We start from the raw sequence: 21,957 nt of genomic DNA on the forward strand, positions 1-21,957 counted from the left end.
CTCTATATCAATCAAAAGGAAACATATTCAGTATATACGATCTTACTAAATCACATAGCCCGCTGACAAATGGTTTACAGATGGTCCATTTTTGCGGCATGGAGATAAGAACATGATCACCAGCGAAAAAAAGGACAAGCCACGGTTGATGGGAATGCTGCTGTCCTACGGCGCATCCTCTGCGAGCCTATTGATAGCCAATGCTGCTCAGCTCGTCACCTTCGCAATTCTTGCCCGTTCGTTTGGTGCCGAAGAGTTCGGTCGCTACGTCTCCTTCATCGCCATCACCAGCATTGCGGTTCATCTTTGCGGGCTTGGCGCATCGGAATGTCTGGTCCGTCGCGTGCCGCAGGACCCGGACTGCTTTCCCCGAATTTTCGGGCATAACCTTATTCTGACGTTCATAAGCGGTGCGGTTCTGGTCATTCTCGGCACAGCTATCCTGCCGCAGATCATCAGTTTCGGTGGATCACCCGGTAAAAATGTCGTGACGACCTTTCAGCTTCTGCTCACGAATGTGGTTCTGGTCCGCTTGATCATGCTCGGCGAGAGTATTTTTCTGGCGCATTCACGATTTGGTCCCGCCAACGCGTCAGTTGTCGGGTTTGCCGTCATTCGCACCCTGACCGCGATCACAGCCTGTTTCGTTTTTCAGGTAGCAAGTGTCGAGGATTGGGCGACGTGGCAACTCGCCGCCCATCTTTTCACTCTTGCTCTCTATGCCTATTTCGCCTTCCGCATCGGGCGACCTAAATATGTGATCGACAAAGCGGAGATTCGGCTGGGACTTCTGTTTGCGACACCCTTCATCTTTCGTGCCGTGCGCCAGAACGTCGATCTTCTCGTACTGGGCTTCGTTGCGGGCGCTGAGATGGTGGGAAGCTATGGTGTTGCGCGCAGGATAACCGACAGCAGCTACATGGCCATCGACGCGCTGAACCGGCTGGTCTACCCACGGCTTGCAATTGCCAGCAAGCAGGGAATTCACCACGCATTCCGGCTGACCATCCGCCTTCTCGGCGTCGCTACCGCTTTGGGACTGGTTGCGGCCATCATCATTTTCGGCGCAGCATCCTACATGCCGCTTATCTTCGGACCGGAATATGTTTCACTGCCGCATTTCTTGAAAATCATGGCATGGTTGATCGTCTTCATCGCCGTATGGTCGATCGCCGTCGACCTGCTTGGGGCTGCCGGTCAACACTCGTCCCGCGCCTGGGTCCTTAATCTATCCAATGGCATCGGGGCGGTCGTCATCGGGCTGGCAGCCTGGGTCTGGCCACCATACGGCATCTTCATTGCAGCCTATTGGATCGAGCTCAGCATCGTCGTGGCGGCGTGGCTCGTGGTGAGAGCCCACGTCCTGCGCTCCGCAGCATTAAACCGGGAGGTTCAACAATGACATCGGAGCAGACCACCAGGGTAAGACCTGCAGAGCCCGCGGACGTACCGCAGATCGCCGATCTGTTTACCTCCGTGTTCCGACCGCATTCCAAACCGGATAAAGCCGACCTTGAGGCGTGCCTGTCGCAAATGCTCTTTACCCACCCTCGCTATACCGGCGATAACGGCAGCGTCGTTTCCGCAGACGGCGCAGGCACGGTGAAAAGTGCGCTGACGATTCTGCCCATGACCTACAGGATCGGTGAGGACATCGTATCAGCCCGTCTGGCCTGCACCTTCATGGCCGCAAAGGACGCCAACGCGCGCAGCATTGCCGCTTTGATCTTTCAGCTGCGTCCACGGGAAAATCAGATCAGCTTCTCAGACAGCGCAGCCCCCGTCAGCGTGTCTCATCTGAAGGCCATCGGCGGAACGGAACTACCCGTGCAAGGTCTGCGCTGGTACAAGATGTTCAAACCTGTGCCTGCCACCACCGGATATGTCCGCCGCAGACTGTCCGCCCGGTTCCCGCGCTTCCTGGGGGCCGGCTCTCTTCCCCGATACACCGCGCCAGCAGGCACAAGAGCGGCCTCCGGTCACAGCGTTTTCGAAGCTACTCCTACGGACTATGCGGACTATGCCAATCGCTTCCTGTCTGGCTATGCCGTTGCACCTGTCTACTCCGCACAAGAGCTTGGATGGATATTGTCCGCCTCGATCGGCACCGGAAACCGAGGCAGGCTGGTGCTCGCTCAGATACATGATGAAAATGGCGACATATGCGGCGTGTTTTCATTCGTTGGCGTCGTCGGTGGAGAGGCGCAGATTCTCGATCTGCTGTGCGAAGAAGGCGCCGCGGATGCCGTGTTGGATGCCGCGCTGGCGGCACTGGAAGCTGCGGGTTTTGCCTTTGCCTCCGCCCAGTTGCGGCCGGAGATGATCCCTTCCCTGTCGCGCTACAATCGTATCTGGTACCGCCACATCACGGGTGTCGCGGCAACGTGCAAATCTCCTGAATTCAAGGCGGCTATGAAAACCGGACAGGCGTATATCGGCGGGGTCGCCGGAGAAAGCTGGAGCCGCCTCGTCCGGGATTTCTACTGATGTTGAGAGCGGCACCCTGGCGCTCAATTCCGTTCCAGCAGATAATAGGTTGTCGGACCACTGGGTAGATCGTTGGTCAGCGTGACCGGTTCACGGCCGGTCGCCGTTATAAAGGCCGGATAGACGCGACCATCGAGCCCGACAGGCGAAATGCGAAACGCGCCTTCGCGTTCGAAACGAAGAACGGTATTCATGCGTTTCAGCAAAACCGGAAGACGTCCAAAGTCCTCGATCACCCGCTCCTGCGCATCCCGAAATCTCATATCCGTGTTACGCGCATCCGACACCATGATCATAAGCTGCTTTCTGCTGTGTGCCAGAGGCACATCGTCCAGCGACGATATGGCAAAGAGCCCGCGACCGTCGGCCGACTGTACGCTGACCGCACCGAGGTCGGTCGGTGCGGCGATGTGGTCGAAAGCAACTGCCTGCGTCATCGGCGTGCGCAAGGCCAGGTTTTTTGCAGGCGCATTCAAATGCAATTGCGCGGTCTGGCTGACAACATCCCCTTGATCCAGATCCGATGGTTGATGGAAATCAAGAAGGCCCTGCGCTTTCAACGCGGCGACAATGTCCGCGGCGCTTTGCCCGCCTCGTGCGGGCGGGACGACCACAGCATTCGTCTCTGAGGACGACTGAAGTCCGATGGAACCGAGCAGGGCGAGCCGTGTCAGCATCTCGGGCTCCATATCGTTTACCCCGTTCGGCAGGCCGTTGCGGCCATCCACCAAAAAGGGGACCTGGAGCGTGGACGCGAGAGCATCCCCACGCCGAAACACCAGCGCGGCCAATGTCTCACCGGCACGGGCGACAGGATCGAGAGCGATTGCATAGGGCAGCATTTGCTTCTTATGCGGAAAATCTTCGCCATAGGTCAGCACGATGGGCCCATGCGCATGCCTGCACAAAACATCCCAGTTCTGCAAGGCGGCAAAAGCCGGAGCGGCGAGCCCAGCCTCGTAACGGTAAGGGCTCCAGAAAAGATGGTCATATTCGGTAACGAGAAACGGCCGCCCGAACCACCGCGCAGCGGCAATTGTCCTCAGGTAAAGGAGACCATCTTCAATCGAACTGTTAGCCTGAATGCGGCTACCGGGTGCGTAGGATTCGACCCAGTCCTGATATGTGTTCATCGCGACCGCATCCTGAATACTACGGCTAATACCCGTCTGGATCGTCGGCCAATTATTGTAGGGCAGAACCAGTCCGCGAAAACCAAGGTCGCGAAGGGTGCCTGTCATTCGACGTGTGGCGTCCTGCTCCACATCGATGAAAAAGGATTGCAGATCACGCATTCGCTCACTGCGTTCGTTGCGATCCGGCGGCAAGGCAACAGTCCGATCGTCAAGATTGCCTTCCTTGAACCATCCACCCCAATGCCTCGAGAGTTCCGCGTCCGTGCCATATTTCTTGAATAGCCACGCGTTAAAGAGAGGCTTCAGACGTGGCGAAAACACAATCCCGCGCACGCCTTCCTGCATCATGGAATCGAATTCAAGCCCGTTTTCATTGAACGGAACGATGCCTACGAGCGCCGGATCACGGATGGGGGCGATGCCGGTGTAAGGATTGACCTTGGCCAGAAAAACGTCCTGAAATTTCTTCCAGTGAGCAAAATCCGTGTCGTCGATCTGAACGCCGAGCTTCAAGTCGCCCTTGACGTCCCAGCGATCCTCGAAGCCGCCAAGGGCACCGCGCGACGAACTCAATCCGTCGACAATCCAGTAGATGCCATGCCGCTTCAGCGCTGCCATCAGGTAATGGACGCGGTCGAGGACCTCAGGGTCGAAGTCGAAATCCCCAGAACGCCCCGCCATCAGAGCCGCATCGACATAATGGAACCGCGCGATGTTATAGCCGTGCATCTTCAGCTGGAGCGCATAACGTTCCGCTGTATCATGGTCGGGAAAACCACCCGACGCCGGGCTCCATGCCAGCGAGGCACAGAGAAACCGCTCCGGCGTATCTCGACTGCTGGCACGCGACAGATTTCCAGACCGCGTGAGGCCGATCCGCTTCGTTTCATCGATGGGTAGGTTCGGCAAAATGCCCGAGAAATCGAGTGGGCTGCCCGGCTGGACCTCCAGTGACTGCTCGCGAACCACCAGCCACTCTTGCGCCGCCACCGGTTGACAGGCGATGGAGCTGGCAATGAGGCAAGACAGCAAGACGTGTCTCATGGGGATTTCAAAAGTTTGCTTTCAATCCACCCCTCCGGCTTTTTTCGGGCGGAAAAGAAACCCAGAGGCAGCGCCGCAGCGTGGAAAAACCATGCGACAACGGCGTAAATTCCCAATGATACGCTTCTCTGCTTGATGCTCATCAACACGATCGGCAACAACAGCAAAACGAAGAAGAGGGCAAAGCCGATGGGATTGAAAAAGCCGTAAATCAGACACGCCAGAAGTATCGCCCACCACAGGTAAACACCGCACCATAGGCGCACTTCCGACAATTCTCGCGTCAGCGTTCCAAAACGCTGCTGCTCGGTTCCGGCACGCAGGAGCTCTCCCACACCACGAAGATATTTCGAGGACCAGCGGCGCGTCAGCAGGACATAGGAATTGATGCTGTGACCGAAGTGATCAACGAACCGTCTGTCCAGCCTGTAGAGCGTCCAACCGCGCATCCTCAGGCGTTGGCCAAGGTCGAATTCTTCGTAGCCATGAAGATTGCGGTCGGAAAAATAGCCCGCCTCTTCGATGGCCGACCGTCGATAGAGACCACCGCCGTTGAGGCGATCCAGCTGTCCACTTCGGTTTTCCGGAGCGTTTCTCTGAACGCGGCGGGTGAATTCCAGGTTATCGAGATTGACTTCGTTGACATGACCGCTGACACCCGCGACGCGAGGGTTTTGCGCGAGATAGTCGAGAGCCGCGGGCAGAAATTCCGGATCGAGCAGCATGTCGCCATCCATAAGACAGACGACATCGCCACTGCTGTACTGATATCCGAGCTGCGGGCCGATGCCGCAACTGGCTTTGGCAGGTGCCTGTATCTGGGCAATGACAACAGGATAACGGCTGGCGATCTCAACGGTTCGATCACGAGAACCACTGTCTGCAACAATGATTTCGCCATCAAAACCCGATAGGGCGGCAATGACACTTTCTATTGCCGCACCGATGCGTTTTTCTTCGTTCAGTGTTTTGAGAATGACCGATATCTTCAAATCTTCATCCGACAACCGACTGGCACTGATACGAGAATACACGTTCCGACGGGAACGTGTATACGATTTTCCTTAAATTCATAACGCAGAACGGGATTTTTTCAAAGACACGCCTGTGACGTGCGATTTGCGGCAGGTCAGATTTCCTTGAGGCTGCCGCTTCCGTTCACGCTTTCGATCAGTGTCGCGCTGGCCTCGTTGACGCCGATGACGGTGACCTTGATATCGTGCGCTTCGTATCGATCGACCACCTTTTCCAGTGCGGCGACGGCGGTGATGTCCCAGAAGTGGGCCTGTGAAATATCGATGAGGACGGACATACCCGTGGCATCTTCGATGTCGAAAGACTCAACGAAGACATCAGCCGATGCAAAGAAGACCTGCCCCGACACCTTGTAGGTCACACGGCCCAGCGCTTCATCCCGACTGCTTTGCACCTGCAACAGTCTGGCGACCTTGAATGTGAAGAACACGCCGCTCAACAGCACGCCAACCGTCACGCCCAAAGCGAGGTTCGAGCTGAACACCGTCACGACAACCGTGGCCAACATGACGACGCTCGACATTTTCGGGTGTATGACCAGCGTCTTCACCGAAGACCAGTCGAACGTGTCGATGGACACCATGACCATGATGGCAACCAAAGCTGCGACTGGCACCTGCGACACCCACGGCTTCAACAGAACCATCAACACCAGCAGAAAGGCGCCTGCAAACAGGGTAGAAAGCCTGCCACGACCTCCGTACTTCACATTGCTGACCGTCTGGCCGATCATGCCGCAACCGGCAATGCCACCGAAGAGACTGGCAGCGGTGTTGGCGACACCAAGACCGGCGCATTCCCGATTTTTCGAACTGGGCGTGCCAGTCAGATCATCCACCACGCTGGCCGTCATCATGGATTCAAGCAGACCGACCATGGCGATGGCGAGCGCCGGTCCTGCAATAATTCTAAGCGTTTCCAACGTCAGGGGAACGGCGGGCCAGCTGAAGATCGGTAGCGAATCCGGCAATTTGCCGAGGTCGGCAATCGTCATGACGGGAAGCTGCAGTGAGATGGACAGAGCGGTTAAAATCAGAATGCAGATGAGAGGTGAAGGAACCGCCTTCGTTACCATCGGCACGAGATAGATGATGACAAGACCGGCGGCGAGCATGGCATAGGATAGGATGTCGCCATGAAGGATGTGCGGAAGCTGGGCGGCAAAAATGAGAATGGCAAGTGCATTGACGAAACCGGTCCGCACGGATTTCGAAACGAAACGCATCAAGACCCCAAGGCGAAGCAATCCGAATGCGATTTGCAAAAGGCCTGCCAGCAGACCCGCCGCAAAAAGGTAGGGTAAGCCGTGCGCATGGACGAGCGGAGCCGCAACCAGCGCCACGGACCCTGCAGCAGCCGAAATCATGGCGGGACGCCCGCCGGTGAACGCAATCACGATGCCGATAATGAAAGACGCGAACAGCCCCACTTGAGGATCGACGCCCGCGACAAATGAGAACGCGATCACTTCTGGAATGAGCGCAAATGTCGCGACTGCCCCGGCGAGCATTTCCCGGATAGGATTGGCGGACCAATCCCGGCGAATAAATGAAATTTGCATGATGTGATGTCTCGCAAAGCATGCGACGCGCCCGTGTGCGGTCTGAGAAGGCATGCTGTTTTTGCGTTGTCTGGCGGATCGGCGGCCAGAAGAGCCACCCGGAATCTCACCGGGTCCGTGGTGAATGGGCTTTCAATATCGAATTTGTTTGATGATGCAAGCCAAAACAGAAATGAACGCTAGCGTACCGTTCTCGACGCTGACCTTTGGTAAAGTGCTCAAGAACCCTATACTGGCGGAAGAACCACAACGAAACGCCCGGTTTCATTTGCCCGACAGCCGAAATTGCTGGGGCCATATCATATCAAAAAACCAGAGACCGGCATCGGAGGAATGATTTTGTATATCGAAACAACGATCACCAACGATATCGAAGCTGGCATCTTCACCTGGTCGCTGGCGGAGGACCGGATCTATGCCGACACCGCCATCGCCGCATTGTTCGGCCTGAAGCCGGACGACACCATACAGGGACGTCTTCCCCTCAGCCGGTACATTGATCGGGTCCATGCCGACGACAGGCGTGCCCTGACGGCCCTCATTGCCAAAGCTGTCCAAGACGGCCAGCCTCACAGTTCCGAATACCGTGTTCAAAACGCCTCGGACGCGTACGAACACGTCATGACCGTGGGTCGCTGTTTCCGCAATCCTGACGGCACTCCCTCGCTCTTTTCAGGTATCGTTTATCCTGTCTGTTCACTCTCCTGAAGAACGCTGGGCGATGGTACCACCCGGTCGGCACGCCCGAACCATTGCGCCAAGGTCAGAGTGGTGCGATCGTCTGGAGGGCGTCTTATGAATTCTGCCACTTCAGCACGCCAGACGCGGAAGGAAAAACGGAAACACCAGCGCAAATGCGCCCTGAGGTCGCGGTCAGGATGGAACAGGACGCGCCACAGTGCCCTCGGCCTCGCATGCACAACAAATTCCATCAATTTGACCAGCCAGAAAATGGCTTTGGATGACAGATACCGCGAGGCCAGAAGCTGGTTGCGATAATCCCACTTGGCCGGATCTGTCTGGATGACCTTGCGCGCGCCGTTCTCTTCGGCCCAGTCAGACCATCTATGTGGCGTAACATACATCGCATTGACAAGATCGGGATCGTAGAGCGAAACCTGGCGCACGGCCCGTACGTAATCCGAGAACCGTTCTTCCTCGAAACCGACGATATGGCCGAGCATCGACAGAATTCCGTGCTCGCGCAACAGCTCCACGGCCTTCTGATCTTCACGGACGGTCGAGCCTTTTCGAATGGACAGCAACGTCTCTGGGTCGGTTGTTTCGATGCCCATCAGAACGCAGATCATGCCGGCTTTCTTCATCAACCCCAACAGGTCCGCATCGCGCACGATGTCGGTTGCACGGATCGTCGCAAAAAGCCGAACCGGCACATTCTCGTCCGCAAGCGCCTGTAGAAACTCCCGCCACAGACGCTTGGAGGATGTCGGGTTTTCATCGGCCAGATCGACGAAGTTGATTCCGTGATGCCGGTGCAACCATGCAATTTCCGCAGCAACCGCTTTCGGGTCGCGATATCGCCATTTCGACCAGAATTGATACTGCCCACAATAGGAGCAACGATGCGGGCAACCACGGGAAAACTGTACGATGGCGGCGCGGCCGAGCCCGAAACACTGATACAGATCCCAATTCTCGATCAGTTCCCAGCCGACACGCCAGAGATTGAGATCGGAAATGGTGGGTGCGGGCGCATTTTCACGGATGTCGCCCTCGCCCTGCCGGAAGGTGATGCCGTTGACCCCGTTGAGGGGCTTACTATTTTCAACCGCGCGGACAAGATCGAGAATGACGGATTCGCCCTCCCCACGCACGATCAAATCGACATAGGCGTGGCGGGTCAGAATATCGCGGGCATGGTACGTCGGATAAACTCCGCCGTAGACGGTGAGCGCATCGGGGCAAGCCCGACGGGCTGCCTCCAGCGCCACCATCGCAGCCGGATGGGCGGGCGTCGATCCGGAATGACCCGTCATGACGATGTCAGGTCTGTAGCTGGAAACCTGCGCTGCGATTTCGTCGGCTTTCAGGTGATGCCGCTCCGCGTCGAGCAGCTTCACCTCGTGGCCTTCATCAAGAAGCGGCCCACCAATCGACAACAGACCGAATGGTATCTGGTGACCCACGCCACGTGACGTGAGAGAAACATAGGGTGGATTGATCAGGAGAATACGGATTGTTCGACCTCTCGATAACGACCTGCGTTCGATCTATGGGCGGCGCTAATTTGCAACCTTGGACGACGTTCCACATCGCCACAACAACCGTCAAGTGCTAGAATTAATGTGCATTGATGTTGATCTATCGAAACCGCTTCGGACGCGCCCATCACTCAGCGCTGGCGAGAGACCGGGAGACACCGGATTTTTCAAATGAATGATCGAACCACGCCCAGCTGTGCTCGTCATTGCGTTTCATCCGGTACAGAGCCTGATCCGCTGCATGCAACAGCGTCCCCAGATCGCTACCATGGTGCGGATAAAGGCTTGCACCCACCGTTGCCCCAACACTGACCGTTTGACCCTGAACCACAAAGGGCTCAAGGAATGCGTCGGCAATTCTCTGACATATTTTCTCTGCGTCGGCCTGATCTTCGAGATCGGTGAGCAGGATGGCGAACTCGTCTCCTCCCATTCTCACGACCGTATCGTCATAGCGAACGGACTGGCGAAGCCGTTTTGCAACGCTGCGCAAAATCTCATCGCCTGCAGCATGACCGTGGAAATCGTTGATCGGCTTGAAATTGTCGAGATCGATCATCAAAAGCGCCTTCGTTTGACGTTTTGGCGATACCTCGTCCAATCGCGTTTCGGCGTTCCAGCGTTCCTGAAGCATTCGTCGGTTACCGAGCGTGGTCAGAGGGTCTTCATAGGCAATCCGTCTCAGAGCGCTTTCCGCGAGTTTCTGATCGGACAGATTTTCGAAGGTTGCGATACCCAGGCCGAAGTCGTGCAAGACGATCCCGCGATGAAGAACCGGCACCGTCTCGCCATCGGCATGTCTTACCTGCAGTTCGAAAGCCTCTATTTCCGTGACACCGCTTCCGTCAGCGATCCACAACTGTTCCCAGCGTTTACGCGCATCCTCCCGCTCTGCCTGATCGACGTAAGTTTCCTCCATCCAATGGTCGACCGTGGCAAACCGGCCGTTCTCATATCCGAATGTCTTCGTGAAGGCACGATTGACGAAGCGAACGTGCCCTTCCGGCAGCGAGGCCCAGGACAAAGGGATAGGCAGGGCATCGAGAATGACAAGAAGCTCGTCGTCGAACTTCTGCGTGTCGCTGACCATCCGCGCTAAGACATGTTTCATCGTGTCGCCCTCTAGGGTTCAATCCAAGGAATTCGCGAGACTGCAAATCGGTTTGTGCGAGGCTTAACCGGCCAGCAGCACGGCTGGACGTTTGCGATCCACCAACCACTCGAACAATGTGTCACCACGGACGGGGCGCGATAGCCAGTAGCCTTGAATTTCGTCGCATCCCATGGCTTCCAGCAGGTCGGCAGCTTCCTTTGTCTCCACACCCTCGGCAACAACGCGGTATCCAAGGCTGTGTGAAAGATCGACCATGGAGCGAACCAGAACTCTTTCGCGATTTCCGTTTTCCATGTCTGCGACGAAAGAGCGGTCGATCTTGACGATATCTGCGGGTAACTTCTGGAGATAGGCAAGGCTGCTATAGCCGGTGCCGAAATCGTCAATGGCCAGTTGCACACCCGACGCCTTCAATTGATTGAGCAGGCCGAACGCGCCATCGGTTTCTTTCATCATCACGGTTTCGGTCAGTTCCAGCTCGATCTGGTCTGGCTCGACACCGGACGCCGACAATTTTGTCATCAAGCGTTCGAAAAAGTCCTGCTCTTCCAGGTTGAGCGCGGAAAGATTGATGGACAGCTTGAAGCGATGGCCCTGGCTGCCCCACTTTGCAAGGTGCAGAAGAGCCTCACCGATGACCCAGTCCGTCAGGTCCCGCGCAAATGATGAGGCTTCCACGACGGGGATGAATTCGGCTGGAGACAGAGGGCCAAGCACTGGATGATCCCATCGCAGCAAGGCTTCCGCACTGCAGATCTCACCGGTCGCAACATCAAGACGAGGCTGAAAGACCAGTGAAAACTGATCCGGGGCAGCCAGCGCAGACCGAAAATCCTGGAGAATCATGAAATTGCGTCTGTGGCGCAAATCCATGGCAGGCGAGAACATGCCGATCTTTGTCGGGCTTTCACGGGCATCCTGAACCGCGCTTTGCAGCGAGCGCAAAACATCTTCCGCTGCCATTGCCTGCTGGTCGTAAGCCACCATCCCGATGGACGGCATCATTGAAATATGGGTTTCGCTGTTGCTTTCGATCTCGCGCAGCATGTTTGCCAAAGCCGCAAGGTAGTCTTCAGAATCGACGCCTTCAGGAGCAAAGAAAGCGAACTGCGTCGGACCGACGTGATAGGCGGTTCCATCCGGTCCGACATGCTCGCTCAGCAAGCGCGATACGGCCTGGATCATGTTATCCAGATAAGAAGGTCCGAGCACCCGCGACAATCGCTCGAACTGTTCCGTCTGGACGAGGTCCAACTGGCTGATGATACGCTGACCGTCATTGCGAAGCGATGCGTCCGAAAGGTCGTTAAGCAATTGAAAGCGATTAGGAAGGCCGCTCGATGGTTCGATGCGTCCCAGCGCGTGGGTGAGTTCGATCTGGTCCATGACCATAGCGGCAAGATCACAAAGGGTGGCCATCTCACCTTCGGTGATGTCGCGAGGCTCGGTACCCAGAACGCACAGCGCACCGAGACCGAAGCCGTCTGCCGTCAACAGAGGCGCACCCGCATAGAAACGGATGCCAGCGTTGCCAAGCGTGCTGTCGATGTAGCAGTCATCCTGCTGAAAATCACGGATGACGAAGGGCACGCGGCTTTCGGCGACGTTTGCACAGGGTGCCTTCTCACGCGGTATCTCGTTGTGATCGACGCCAACCTTCGATTTGAACCATTGCCGATGGGTGTCGGTGAGCGAAACCGCAGCTATGGGCAGCCCGAATATGCTGGCAGCGAGACGCGTGATGCGATCGAAATTTTCACTGGGAAGCGTATCGAGCAGCCGTAACTTTTTGAGGCTGGAGAGGCGTGCGATTTCGTTCTGCATTGCAAAATTCCGTGGCAGCGCGCATGCGCAATCAAGCGCATTTGCGACACCCAAGTGAGGATCGTTTCATTTTCAATGCATCTTTGTCGACGGCATCTGGGCCAGCATGGCTGGCGCTAAGTCGGACAAGGGTGGGGCATCATGCCCAATAATAATCTTGGTCTATGGTTCTACGCGATAATAATTGAATCACTTACAAATCGTTCCGGGCAAGTTCCGGATATGGTTAGAGAAGGGTAACGGAGTTTAAGGAAGAATGAATACTCTAAACCGCCCCTGCCACGGGGCAGGAGCGGTTTAGAGACGCTTGGACTCAGGCGACGTCTGGCAAACTGCCGATCAGCTTGTCCAGCGTCATAGGATAATTGCGAAGACGTACGCCGGTAGCGTTGTAGATCGCGTTGGCTATGGCCGCGGAGACACCGCAAAGACCAAGCTCGCCAACGCCTTTGGCCTTCATGGGCGATGACATGGGATCGGTTTCATCGAGAAACACGACGTCCTGATGGGGAATATCGGCGTGAACCGGAACCTCATATCCCGCGAGATCGTGATTGACGAAGAAGCCGCGTTTCGTGTCGACAGCGAGCTCCTCGGTCAGTGCACCGCCTGCGCCCATGGTCATTGCACCAATAACCTGACTGCGCGCAGTGATGGGATTGAGAATGCGCCCAGCCGCGCACACTGCCAGCATTCTGCGGATACGCGTTTCACCGGTTGCCACATCGACACCGACTTCGACGAAATGCGCTCCGAAGGTGGACTGCTGGTGGGTTTTGGTGAGGTCACCCCACTCCATCTTGTCTTCACCGACGAGGCCTTCGTCGCCAGCGGCCTCTGCCAGTGGTACGGAACGGTTCCCCGATTTGACCACACCATCTTCGAACACCGCGTCTTCCGAGTTGAAGCCCAGTTTTTGAGCAATGGCATCCCGAAGCTTGACGCAGGCGGCATAAACACCTGAGGTCGAAGAGTTCGCTCCGAACTGGCCGCCCGAACCTGCCGATATCGGAAAGCGTGAATCGCCAAGCTGCACGGCCACTTTGTCGACACTCACACCCATCATTTCGGCGGCGGTCTGCGCAATGATCGTGTAACTGCCCGTGCCGATGTCCGTCATGTCGGTTTCGACGGTAATGATGCCGTCTTTACCAAGCTTCACGCGGGCAGCGGAAGGCAGAACCAGGTTATCACGAAACGCTGCAGCGACGCCCATCCCGATCAGCCAGTTGCCCTGTCGTTGCGATGCGACCTTGGGGCGATCAGCCCAACCGAAACGTTCGGAGCCGAGCTTGAGACATCCAATGAGATCGCGATGAGAAAACGGCCTGTCTGGATTTTCGGGATCGACCTGGGTGTCGTTGATGATGCGGAATGCGATCGGGTCCAAACCGAGTTTCTCCGCAACTTCATCAATCGCTATTTCCAGCGCCATCAGGCCCGGCGCTTCTCCAGGCGCGCGCATGGCATTGCCCTCAGGCAGATCGAGTGTTGCCAGCCGCATGGCCGTCATCCGGTTGGCGCCCGCATAAAGCAATCGAGACTGGTTGACCGCCGTCTCCGGCGCGCCATCGGGAAGATTGCCGGACCAACTCTCATGTGCAATCGCGGTGATCTTCCCGTCCCGACCCGCGCCGATACGAATGCGCTGGATGGTCGCCGGTCGGTGCGTGGTGTTGTTGGCCATTATCGGGCGCGGAAGAGTGACCTTGACCGGCTTTCCAACGTCCTTGGCGGCAAAAGCGGCCAGTACGGCGTCGGCTCTCAAGAACAGCTTCCCACCGAACCCGCCGCCGATGAAAGGGGACATGAGATGGATTTTATCCTTGTCGACACCCAAAGTCGTCGCAAGGTCCGAACGCCACCAGTCGATCATCTGGCTGGACGTCCAGACAGTCACCTCGTCGCCATTCCAGGCCGCGATGGACGCGTGAGGCTCCATCATCGCATGCGACTGGTCCGGGGTCGTATAAATCTGGTCGAGCGTCACATCGGCAGCATCGAACGCCGTTGCGAAATCGCCGACAGATGTGTCAGGCTTTTGCGATTCATCCGGCTTCTTGGCGTTTGCCTTTTCAGCGCTGAGGTCGAAGACGCCCTTTTCTTCTGCGTAATCGACTTTGACGAGTGACGCCGCCGCACGCGCCTGCTCGAATGTTGCTGCAACCACCACGGCGATCGCCTGGTGGTAATGTTCTATGACATCGCCCCCGAACAGGCTTGCGGTGTTGTATTCGCCCTTCTCCCGCTTGCCCACGTCAAGGGTGGTCACGACGCTGAGGACACCCGGGGCCCGCTTGGCGGCAGAAGTATCGATAGATTTGATGCGGCCTTTCGAGATCGCAGATGCGACCGGGTAACCGTAAACATAGGAAATGTCCGGGTCGTGCCACTCATAGGCATATTTTGCGCCGCCGGTGGTCTTTAATTCCCCATCGATGCGTCGGATGGGCTGACCCACGACTTTAAGACGGTCGATCGGATTGGTCGTTGCTGGCTTGTCGAACTTCATGGCTTCAACCCTTTGCTTCGGACAGGACGGCACCGAGCGTGCGCTCGACGAGATCGACCTTGAAACGGTTATGGTCTGTGGGACGGGCATCGGCCAGTAGTGCCTGCGCCGCGCTTCGCGCGCCTTTGGGCAGTTCGGCGTCTGCCTGTTCCACGCGCCATGGTTTATGCGCAACCCCGCCGACAGCAACACGCCCGGTGCCATCTTTCTGGATGACGGCGCCGACTGAAATCAGCGCAAAGGCATACGAGGCACGGTCGCGGACCTTGCGATAGATATGGGTTCCGCCAGCCGGTGGCGGCAACAGAACTGACGTGATGAACTCGCCTTTTTCGAGGGACGTCTCGATGTGCGGCGTGTCTCCCGGCAAGCGATAAAAATCGGCAATCGGAATGGAGCGACGTGTCCCGTCGCTCTTCACCGTCTCGACAGTTGCATCGAGTGCACGCATCGCAATTGCCATATCGCTTGGGTGTGTAGCGATGCAGGCATCACTGACACCAATCACGGCATGCTGACGGCTGTAGCCGCCAATGGCGGAACAGCCGCTGCCGGGCTGGCGTTTGTTGCACGGCTGGTTGGTGTCATAGAAATACGGACAGCGCGTTCTCTGCAGCAAATTGCCCGCAGTCGTCGCCTTGTTGCGCAACTGCCCAGATGCACCGGCGACCAGTGCTCTTGAGAGAAGTCCGTAATCACGGCGAACGATGGTGTCAGACGCAAGGTCGGTGTTCCTGACAAGGGCTCCAATGCGCAAGCTGCCATCCGGTGTCTGCTCGATCTTATCCAGACCGAGGCCGTTCACATCGATGAGGTGTGTCGGAGTTTCGATCTCAAGCTTCATGAGATCGAGAAGATTCGTTCCGCCGGCGATGAACTTCGCGTCGCTATTGGATGCCGCTGCCTTGGCGGCGGCCTCTATCGAAGAGGCGCGTTCGTAGGTGAAGGCCTTCATGCGGATATCCCTCCCACTTCAGAAATCGCGTCGAGAATGTTTGAGTAGGCTCCGCATCGACAGATATTGCCGCTCATACGTTCACGCACTTCGCTCGTCGTCAGTGGCGCTGCTGCAGTCAGATCGGCCGTGACGTGGCTCGGAATATTGGCTTTGATCTCTTCAAGAACTGCAACCGACGAACATATTTGTCCGGGCGTGCAGTATCCGCATTGAAAACCATCATGCTTGACGAAAGCCGCCTGCATCGGATGCAGATTACCCGGCTGACCCAACCCTTCAATGGTCGTGACATCTTCCCCGTCATGCATGACCGCCAGTGTCAAACAGGAGTTGATCCGTTTGCCGTCGACAAGAACAGTGCAAGCGCCACACTGCCCATGATCACAGCCCTTTTTCGTTCCTGTAAGATGAAGATGCTCACGCAAAGCATCGAGCAACGTCGTTCTATTATCGATGTCGAGATCGTGTTTCTCACCATTTACGGTGAGTGCGACTTTTGATGTATGTTCCATTGGGCTCCCCGGAGATCGCGCCACCGCGCTTCCGGCGACGCCCGTGGCCGCGACGGTCGCGGCCGATGAGATAAGTAAATTCCTTCGTGAAAGTTCCAGAAAGTGATGATCCCGCATGGTGAGTTTCCCTCTAGTTTGCTGAAGACATGAGGGGTGAACTGGCGCGGAGAGGTTTCGTTCGGTTCCGTGCCGCACACATCTAAGTCAACGCAAGCAGATGTCGCCTAGACCTTCGACATCGGGAACCGATCTGCCACGACTTGGTTGAGTCCCATCAAGATTTTGGGAGAGGCAGATGGCAGGTCAGCGTGCCCAGTGGAAGGGGTTCATCAAGTTCGGCGAGGTCTCAGCAGGCGTCGCGCTCTATACGGCAGCCTCGACGTCCGAGCGCATCACCTTCAACGTCATAAATGCCGCAACTGGAAACCGGGTCAACCGCGTCTTCATCGACAGTGAAACGGAGGAAACCGTCGAGAAAGACGATCAGACCAAAGGCTTCGAGGTCGATGACGGGCAGTACATCGTAATCGATCCAGACGAAGTTGCGGCAACGATACCCGATAGCGACAAAACGCTGGAGATCGAGGCGTTCATTTCTTGCTCGGATGTTGATGACGTCTATTTCGACAAGCCTTACTATCTTGCCCCTGACAAAATGGGATCCGATGCTTTTGCAGCACTTCGCGATGGAATGCAGAAATCCAAGGTCGTGGCCATCGCACGCACGGTGCTGTTCCGACGCATGCGGACCGTGTTGATAAGACCGCATGGTAAGGGCCTTATCGCCACAACCCTCAATTATGATTACGAAGTCCGATCCTCCAAAAAAGCCTTTGCACACATGCCAAAGATCAAGGTCGAAGGTGAAATGCTTGATCTTGCCAAGCACATTATATCGACCAAGAAGGGTGAGTTCGATCCTGCGGCATTCGAAGACCGATACGAAGCTGCACTCGCAGATCTCGTTAAGGCAAAAGCCGAGGGTAAGACGCTTCCGAAGCAAAAGAAGGTGAAGGTGTCCAAGCCGAACGATCTTCTGGCCGCACTTCGCGAAAGCGCTGGAATGAGCAACGGTGCCAAGGGTAAGCAGAAGCGGACTGCCGCAAACGCCAATTCGGGTAGCGACAAACGCAAGACACGCGCGGCGAGCCCGTCAAAATCAGCGCGTCAGCGCAAAGCAGGCTGAAGGAGATAGGGCTTGGCAACGCGTCCGCACTGGAAAGGCTACCTGAAACTCTCCCTCGTCACATGCCGGGTCAGCATGACACCGGCCACGAGCGAAAGCGAAAAGGTCAGGTTTCATACACTCAACAAGGACACCGGAAACAGGGTCGTGTCTCAATACATAGACTCCGTGACGGGAAAACCCGTCAAAGAAGACGATGAGGCAAAAGGCTACGCTCGCGGCGAGAACGATTACGTCATCCTGACCGATGACGATCTCGACGCTGTCGCGCTCGACACCGTCAAAACAATCGATATCGAGAAATTCGTTCCTTTTGACAGCATCGAATGGATTTATCTGGAAAAACCTCACTATCTCATTCCCGATGATACGGTCGGAAACGAAGCCTTCGCCGTTATTCGTGAAGCGATGAAGGGCGAAAAGGTCGTGGGCGTTTCGAAGCTTGTCATGGGGCGACGTGAGCGGGCTATCATTCTGGAGCCGCGCGACGAAGGAATCGTGGTCTGGTCGTTGCGTTTCGGAGACGAAGTTCGCCCCGAAGAGAATTATTTTGACGAGATCGATGACGATGCTGACCCAGATCTCATCCCGATGGTCCAGAAATTGATCAAAAAGAAGATGGCGCGCTGGTCACCGGATATGGTGAGTGATCCGATCCAGGAGAGCCTGCTGAAACTGATCGCCCGCAAGAAAAAGACGGCTGGACCGAAAAAGGGTGTGAAAGGCAAGAATGCCAAGCAGGAGCCTGCGTCGAATGTCATCGACATCATGGATGCCCTGCGCAAATCTGTGTCCAAGGAAATGAAATCACGGAAATTAAATTAGGGATCGGTGTCGAGGCAAATCGCCTCGCCGCCTTTAGACATTTGCAGAGAAATAGATGCTACTTCGACTTTGCGAGCCGCTTCATTGCTTGATCCAGCGAGCGATAACCATCGTCGTAGTCGCGCCAAGCGTCGCTTGTCTTCAAAAGCCCAGGGGCAGATCGTATAGTAAACCGTGTGGGGTCCAGATCTGATTTCACCTGCGTCCAGTTCAGTGGCATCGAAACCGTCGCGCCCGGCCTTGCCCGAGGCGAAAGTGGCGCAACGGCGGTCGCCATGCGGTCATTGCGCAGATAGTCGAGGAAAATCCGGCCTTCTCTCTGTTTCTTAGCCATTTTGATGAGATAGAGATCAGGGCTATCGAGCGCCATCTTTTCACACACATCATGCGCAAAAGCCTTGGCGGCGTCCCAGTCGAGCGTCTTGCTTTTAGACGCTGTAAGAGGGGTAACGACATGAAGCCCTTTTCCGCCCGTGGTTTTGCAAAAGCTCACAAGACCGAGTTCTTCTAGGCGGTCACGGATTTCACGCGCCGCTTCGACAACGGCCGAAAATTCGACACCCGGTCCGGGATCGAGATCGAAGACCAAGCGGCCCGGCGCTTCCGGGTGTCCGGGCTGGCAATTCCATGGATGAAGCTCGACGCCGCCCAATTGTGCAATTGCGGCAAGCCCTTCCACACGGTCGATCTGAAGATAAGGCTTCTTATCTCCAGAAACGGTCACCAGTTCGAGCAGATTAGACACGCCAGACATGGCATGCCTTTGGAAGAACTGTTCACCATCAATGCCATCAGGCGTACGAATGATCGAGCATGGGCGACCGCTGATATGGTCGATCAACCAAGGGCCTACCGTCTCATAATATTGAGCGAGGTCAACTTTTGTCACCGGCCGGCCATCCCCTGCGTCAGGCCAAAGCGACTTATCCGGGCTTGAAATCATCACACCCATGACCTCGACCTTTCCACCTTTTCGGGACCGCTTTGACGAAGATTTGGCTGCGTCTGGATCAGGCACCTCCAGTTTCTCCGGGGATGAAGGCGTCTCAGCTTCCACATCCTCGGCGGGTTTATCCTCCCGCAGGCCTTTGAAGGAAGCCTGGCGAACCTGGCCATCCGCTGTCCAGCCAGCAAACTGGATTTCGGCGACCAGTTCGGGCTTGAGCCAAACGATATCCGGCGATTTTTTGGGCGCTCCGATGCCTGTGAAGGGCGACTTCGACGTTTCCAGCTCTTTCAACTTCGGCAGCAGTTTATCGACCACTTTCGCGCCATAACCCGTGCCGACACGCCCCACATAAACGAAGTGTTTCCCGCGGTTGACGCCAACCAGCAGCGAACGAAATTTACCGGTGTTGAGCGCGTAGGCACCGATCACCACTTCGTGCCCTGCCCGACATTTTGATTTCGCCCATGATTCGCCGCGACCGGATTTATACGGGGCATCCGCCTGTTTGGAGACAATCCCTTCCAATGAGAGACGGCAGGCCGATTTCAGCACGGCATCGCCGCCCGTCTCGAAGTGTTCGACAAACCGAAGAAGAGGGTCGCTTTCGACGCTCGATAGCAAGGCCTGCAACTTCTCTTTGCGCTCCAAGAGCGGCAGCTCTCGCAAGTCTCCTTCATCGGAAAACAACAGATCGAAACCGAAGTAGACGAGATCATCCGTCTTGCCTTCAGAAAGCGCCGCTTGCAGCGCCGCAAAATCGGGCGCGCCGTTCTCATCGAGCGCGCAAATCTCGCCGTCTATGATGCAATCTGGAAGAGCGGATGCCGAAGCTGCGATCGCCGGCCATCTATCGGTCCAGTCCAGGCCCTTGCGGGTTTTCAATGAGACATTGCCGTTTTCGACCCGCATCTGAATACGATATCCATCGAACTTTATTTCATGTATCCAGCCCTGACTCGCGGGCGGGCGATCAAGGATCACGCACAGCTGCGGTGAGACGAAATCGGGTAAAGACGACGATGAACGCTTTGCGGAACCGTTTTTTGTCGATTTTCGAGACGGCTTATCGTCTTCCTTTCGCTGTTCGGCAGCAAGGCCCTTACTGCTGTCCCAAACGGCGTCCGCATCCAAGGCCCCGCCCGTGAGCATGAAGGGCTTAGGCTTCTTTCCATTGCCCGCCGCGATGGCGTCCATCGTGCGTCCAGACGCCACAGATTTGGTGTTTTCGTCCAAAATCGCAGCACCGTTTTCTTCGACCGAAAAGTCGTCCTTATGTTTGATCAGCAGCCAGTTGGTTCGTTTTCCACCATCCCTATCCTTGCGCATCCGCACCAGAACGAAGCTGCCATGCAGGCGGTCACCATCCAGTGTGAATTTGAGATCGCCCTTGGCAAGAGCCTCCTGAGGAGACAGATCGCCTTCCGGCTGCCAATAGCCCCTGTCCCACAGCATGACGGTGCCGCCGCCATACTGGCCTTTTGGAATTGTTCCCTCGAAGTCGCCGTAATCGAGAGGGTGATCCTCGACCTCAACAGCAAGGCGTTTGTCTTGAGGGTCAAGGGATGGTCCCCTCGTGACCGCCCAGGATTTGAACACACCGTCAAGCTCGAGGCGAAGGTCGTAATGGAGGCGTGTGGCATCGTGCTTCTGAATGACGAAGCGGCCTCGGTTCGATGGCTTGATCTCAGCCTCGCCACTCGGCTCCGCAGTCCGCTTGAAATCCCGCTTCGAACGATATTGAGAAAGATTGTCAGCCATTGATCGCGAAGTCCTTCGACACCCGGAAAACGATATCATGCCTGCCGTTGGCAGAATCAGCGACCGGATACGCGGATTGCACCTGCATCGCCAAGACTGCGGTGTACGGAATCCACCTGATCGGCGGCGATGTCGGCTGAAACTTCGATTTCACCTTCCAGCGCAGCATCCTCTCGCGCGCCGTCTTCATGGGAAGCATCGCCGCCCGATGGTCGGGACCCCGCTGTGTTTTCAGCGGTTGCGGATTGAACGAAGATGTCAGGTCTGGAGATGCCGTGTTGCTGAACGAGGTGTTCAATTGCAAGGTCAGCCGCCGCTCTTGTTTCGAAAGTCGCCCGAATGGTTGTCGTGCTGTCGTCTGCCATGTCTGTGTTTCCTTTTCGTTGAAGAAATGCTGGATCGAAGCATTTCAGGTGAACGGAAAACCGGAGGCGCAGGCAGAAGTTCCACTGCAGGCCTGATGATATCTCCACCCGGCCCGGGCACGCATCGTCTTTGTAAGCTGGATCGCCCCGGCACTTCGTGTTATCCGGCTGGGCATCAGCCATCAGAGGATAAACGACCTTGAGCGAAATGACCGTAGCCGAAGCCACCGATAAGATTTACGCATCGCTTCAGGCCGACAACGACGATATCGATACACATATTGCCGCTCTTAAGCAGGCCTTAGCGCGCGAAGGTTTGAAACAAGCGACGTTCGATCCATCGAAGCTTGCGCACAACAACCGCTCCGGTCGTAAACTGATGCAGGCCTATTTCCGTCAGCGGGGCGTGATCGTGACGTTCGCAGCGTGATGGATGCCCGTGTGGCCAGAGCAAACGGTCTGGTTGCAC

At 56.3% G+C, this 21,957-nt stretch carries 17 protein-coding genes and 1 other annotated feature; of the genes, 6 read left to right on the forward strand and 11 right to left on the reverse strand.

Annotated features, from left to right (window positions below):
* The first annotated feature begins 112 nt into the window (after positions 1-112).
* Together ASF29_RS13290 and ASF29_RS13295 are read left to right on the forward strand one after the other, a co-directional pair.
* A complete protein-coding gene (locus tag ASF29_RS13290) occupies positions 113-1,402 on the forward strand; it encodes a lipopolysaccharide biosynthesis protein (RefSeq protein ID WP_156462668.1) in 1,290 nt (429 codons plus the stop codon).
* Complete coding sequence (locus tag ASF29_RS13295) at positions 1,399-2,487, forward strand: hypothetical protein (protein WP_062451150.1); 1,089 nt, start codon at positions 1,399-1,401, stop codon at positions 2,485-2,487. Before ASF29_RS13290 ends, ASF29_RS13295 begins: the two co-directional genes overlap by 4 nt.
* A 23-nt stretch (positions 2,488-2,510) precedes the next feature.
* Here the strand turns inward: ASF29_RS13295 and ASF29_RS13300 are convergent, their stop codons facing one another.
* The 3 genes from ASF29_RS13300 to ASF29_RS13310 form a co-directional block, all read right to left on the reverse strand.
* Positions 2,511-4,667, reverse strand: coding sequence for a hypothetical protein (locus ASF29_RS13300; RefSeq protein ID WP_062451151.1), 2,157 nt, complete (start codon positions 4,665-4,667; stop codon positions 2,511-2,513).
* Positions 4,664-5,659: a glycosyltransferase gene (locus ASF29_RS13305; protein ID WP_062451298.1), complete on the reverse strand. Its 996-nt coding sequence runs from the start codon at positions 5,657-5,659 to the stop codon at positions 4,664-4,666. Before ASF29_RS13305 ends, ASF29_RS13300 begins: the two co-directional genes overlap by 4 nt.
* Positions 5,660-5,796: 137 nt before the next feature.
* Positions 5,797-7,263, reverse strand: coding sequence for a SulP family inorganic anion transporter (locus tag ASF29_RS13310; protein ID WP_062451299.1), 1,467 nt, complete (start codon positions 7,261-7,263; stop codon positions 5,797-5,799).
* A 64-nt stretch (positions 7,264-7,327) separates the two neighbouring features.
* Positions 7,328-7,383: a sequence feature (sul1 is cis-regulatory element that is thought to sense ions involved in sulfur or methionine metabolism; They are found in Alphaproteobacteria), on the reverse strand.
* Between the two features lie 219 nt (positions 7,384-7,602).
* Between ASF29_RS13310 and ASF29_RS13315 the strand changes: the two genes are divergently transcribed.
* Positions 7,603-7,971 carry a PAS domain-containing protein gene (locus ASF29_RS13315; protein WP_162237905.1) on the forward strand — a complete coding sequence of 123 codons (369 nt, stop codon included), beginning with the start codon at positions 7,603-7,605 and terminating at the stop codon, positions 7,969-7,971.
* Here the strand turns inward: ASF29_RS13315 and ASF29_RS13320 are convergent.
* The 6 genes from ASF29_RS13320 to paoA form a co-directional block, all read right to left on the reverse strand.
* Complete coding sequence (locus ASF29_RS13320; RefSeq protein ID WP_062451153.1) at positions 7,947-9,410, reverse strand: radical SAM protein; 1,464 nt, start codon at positions 9,408-9,410, stop codon at positions 7,947-7,949. The genes ASF29_RS13315 and ASF29_RS13320 overlap by 25 nt on opposite strands.
* Before the next feature lie 202 nt (positions 9,411-9,612).
* Positions 9,613-10,596, reverse strand: coding sequence for a sensor domain-containing diguanylate cyclase (locus ASF29_RS13325; RefSeq protein WP_082453499.1), 984 nt, complete (start codon positions 10,594-10,596; stop codon positions 9,613-9,615).
* Between the two features lie 63 nt (positions 10,597-10,659).
* The gene (locus ASF29_RS13330) at positions 10,660-12,423 is read right to left on the reverse strand and encodes a sensor domain-containing phosphodiesterase (protein WP_062451300.1); all 1,764 of its coding nucleotides are present in this window, start codon (positions 12,421-12,423) and stop codon (positions 10,660-10,662) included.
* Positions 12,424-12,736: 313 nt separating this feature from the next.
* Complete coding sequence (paoC, locus tag ASF29_RS13335; protein ID WP_062451155.1) at positions 12,737-14,935, reverse strand: aldehyde oxidoreductase molybdenum-binding subunit PaoC; 2,199 nt, start codon at positions 14,933-14,935, stop codon at positions 12,737-12,739.
* Positions 14,936-14,939: 4 nt separating this feature from the next.
* Positions 14,940-15,890 carry a xanthine dehydrogenase family protein subunit M gene (locus ASF29_RS13340; RefSeq protein WP_062451156.1) on the reverse strand — a complete coding sequence of 317 codons (951 nt, stop codon included), beginning with the start codon at positions 15,888-15,890 and terminating at the stop codon, positions 14,940-14,942.
* The gene (gene paoA / locus ASF29_RS24025) at positions 15,887-16,522 is read right to left on the reverse strand and encodes an aldehyde dehydrogenase iron-sulfur subunit PaoA (RefSeq protein ID WP_082453500.1); all 636 of its coding nucleotides are present in this window, start codon (positions 16,520-16,522) and stop codon (positions 15,887-15,889) included. The genes ASF29_RS13340 and paoA overlap by 4 nt, the downstream gene beginning before the upstream one ends.
* A gap of 178 nt (positions 16,523-16,700) precedes the next feature.
* Between paoA and ASF29_RS13350 the strand changes: the two genes are divergently transcribed.
* Positions 16,701-17,591 carry a Ku protein gene (locus tag ASF29_RS13350; protein WP_062451158.1) on the forward strand — a complete coding sequence of 297 codons (891 nt, stop codon included), beginning with the start codon at positions 16,701-16,703 and terminating at the stop codon, positions 17,589-17,591.
* Between the two features lie 12 nt (positions 17,592-17,603).
* On the forward strand, positions 17,604-18,416 hold the full coding sequence (locus tag ASF29_RS13355) for a Ku protein (protein WP_062451159.1): 813 nt from the start codon (positions 17,604-17,606) through the stop codon (positions 18,414-18,416).
* Between the two features lie 58 nt (positions 18,417-18,474).
* Here the strand turns inward: ASF29_RS13355 and ligD are convergent, their stop codons facing one another.
* Both ligD and ASF29_RS13365 read right to left on the reverse strand, forming a co-directional pair.
* Positions 18,475-21,123: a DNA ligase D gene (gene ligD / locus ASF29_RS13360; RefSeq protein WP_062451160.1), complete on the reverse strand. Its 2,649-nt coding sequence runs from the start codon at positions 21,121-21,123 to the stop codon at positions 18,475-18,477.
* 56 nt (positions 21,124-21,179) lie between these two features.
* The gene (locus tag ASF29_RS13365) at positions 21,180-21,488 is read right to left on the reverse strand and encodes a hypothetical protein (protein WP_062451301.1); all 309 of its coding nucleotides are present in this window, start codon (positions 21,486-21,488) and stop codon (positions 21,180-21,182) included.
* A 199-nt stretch (positions 21,489-21,687) separates the two neighbouring features.
* Here ASF29_RS13365 and ASF29_RS13370 point away from each other — a divergent pair, with 199 nt between their 5' ends.
* Positions 21,688-21,918, forward strand: coding sequence for a hypothetical protein (locus tag ASF29_RS13370; RefSeq protein ID WP_156462669.1), 231 nt, complete (start codon positions 21,688-21,690; stop codon positions 21,916-21,918).
* Positions 21,919-21,957 lie beyond the last annotated feature (39 nt).

This window comes from Rhizobium sp. Leaf262, from assembly GCF_001422245.1.
Taxonomy (GTDB): Bacteria; Pseudomonadota; Alphaproteobacteria; order Rhizobiales; family Rhizobiaceae; genus Agrobacterium.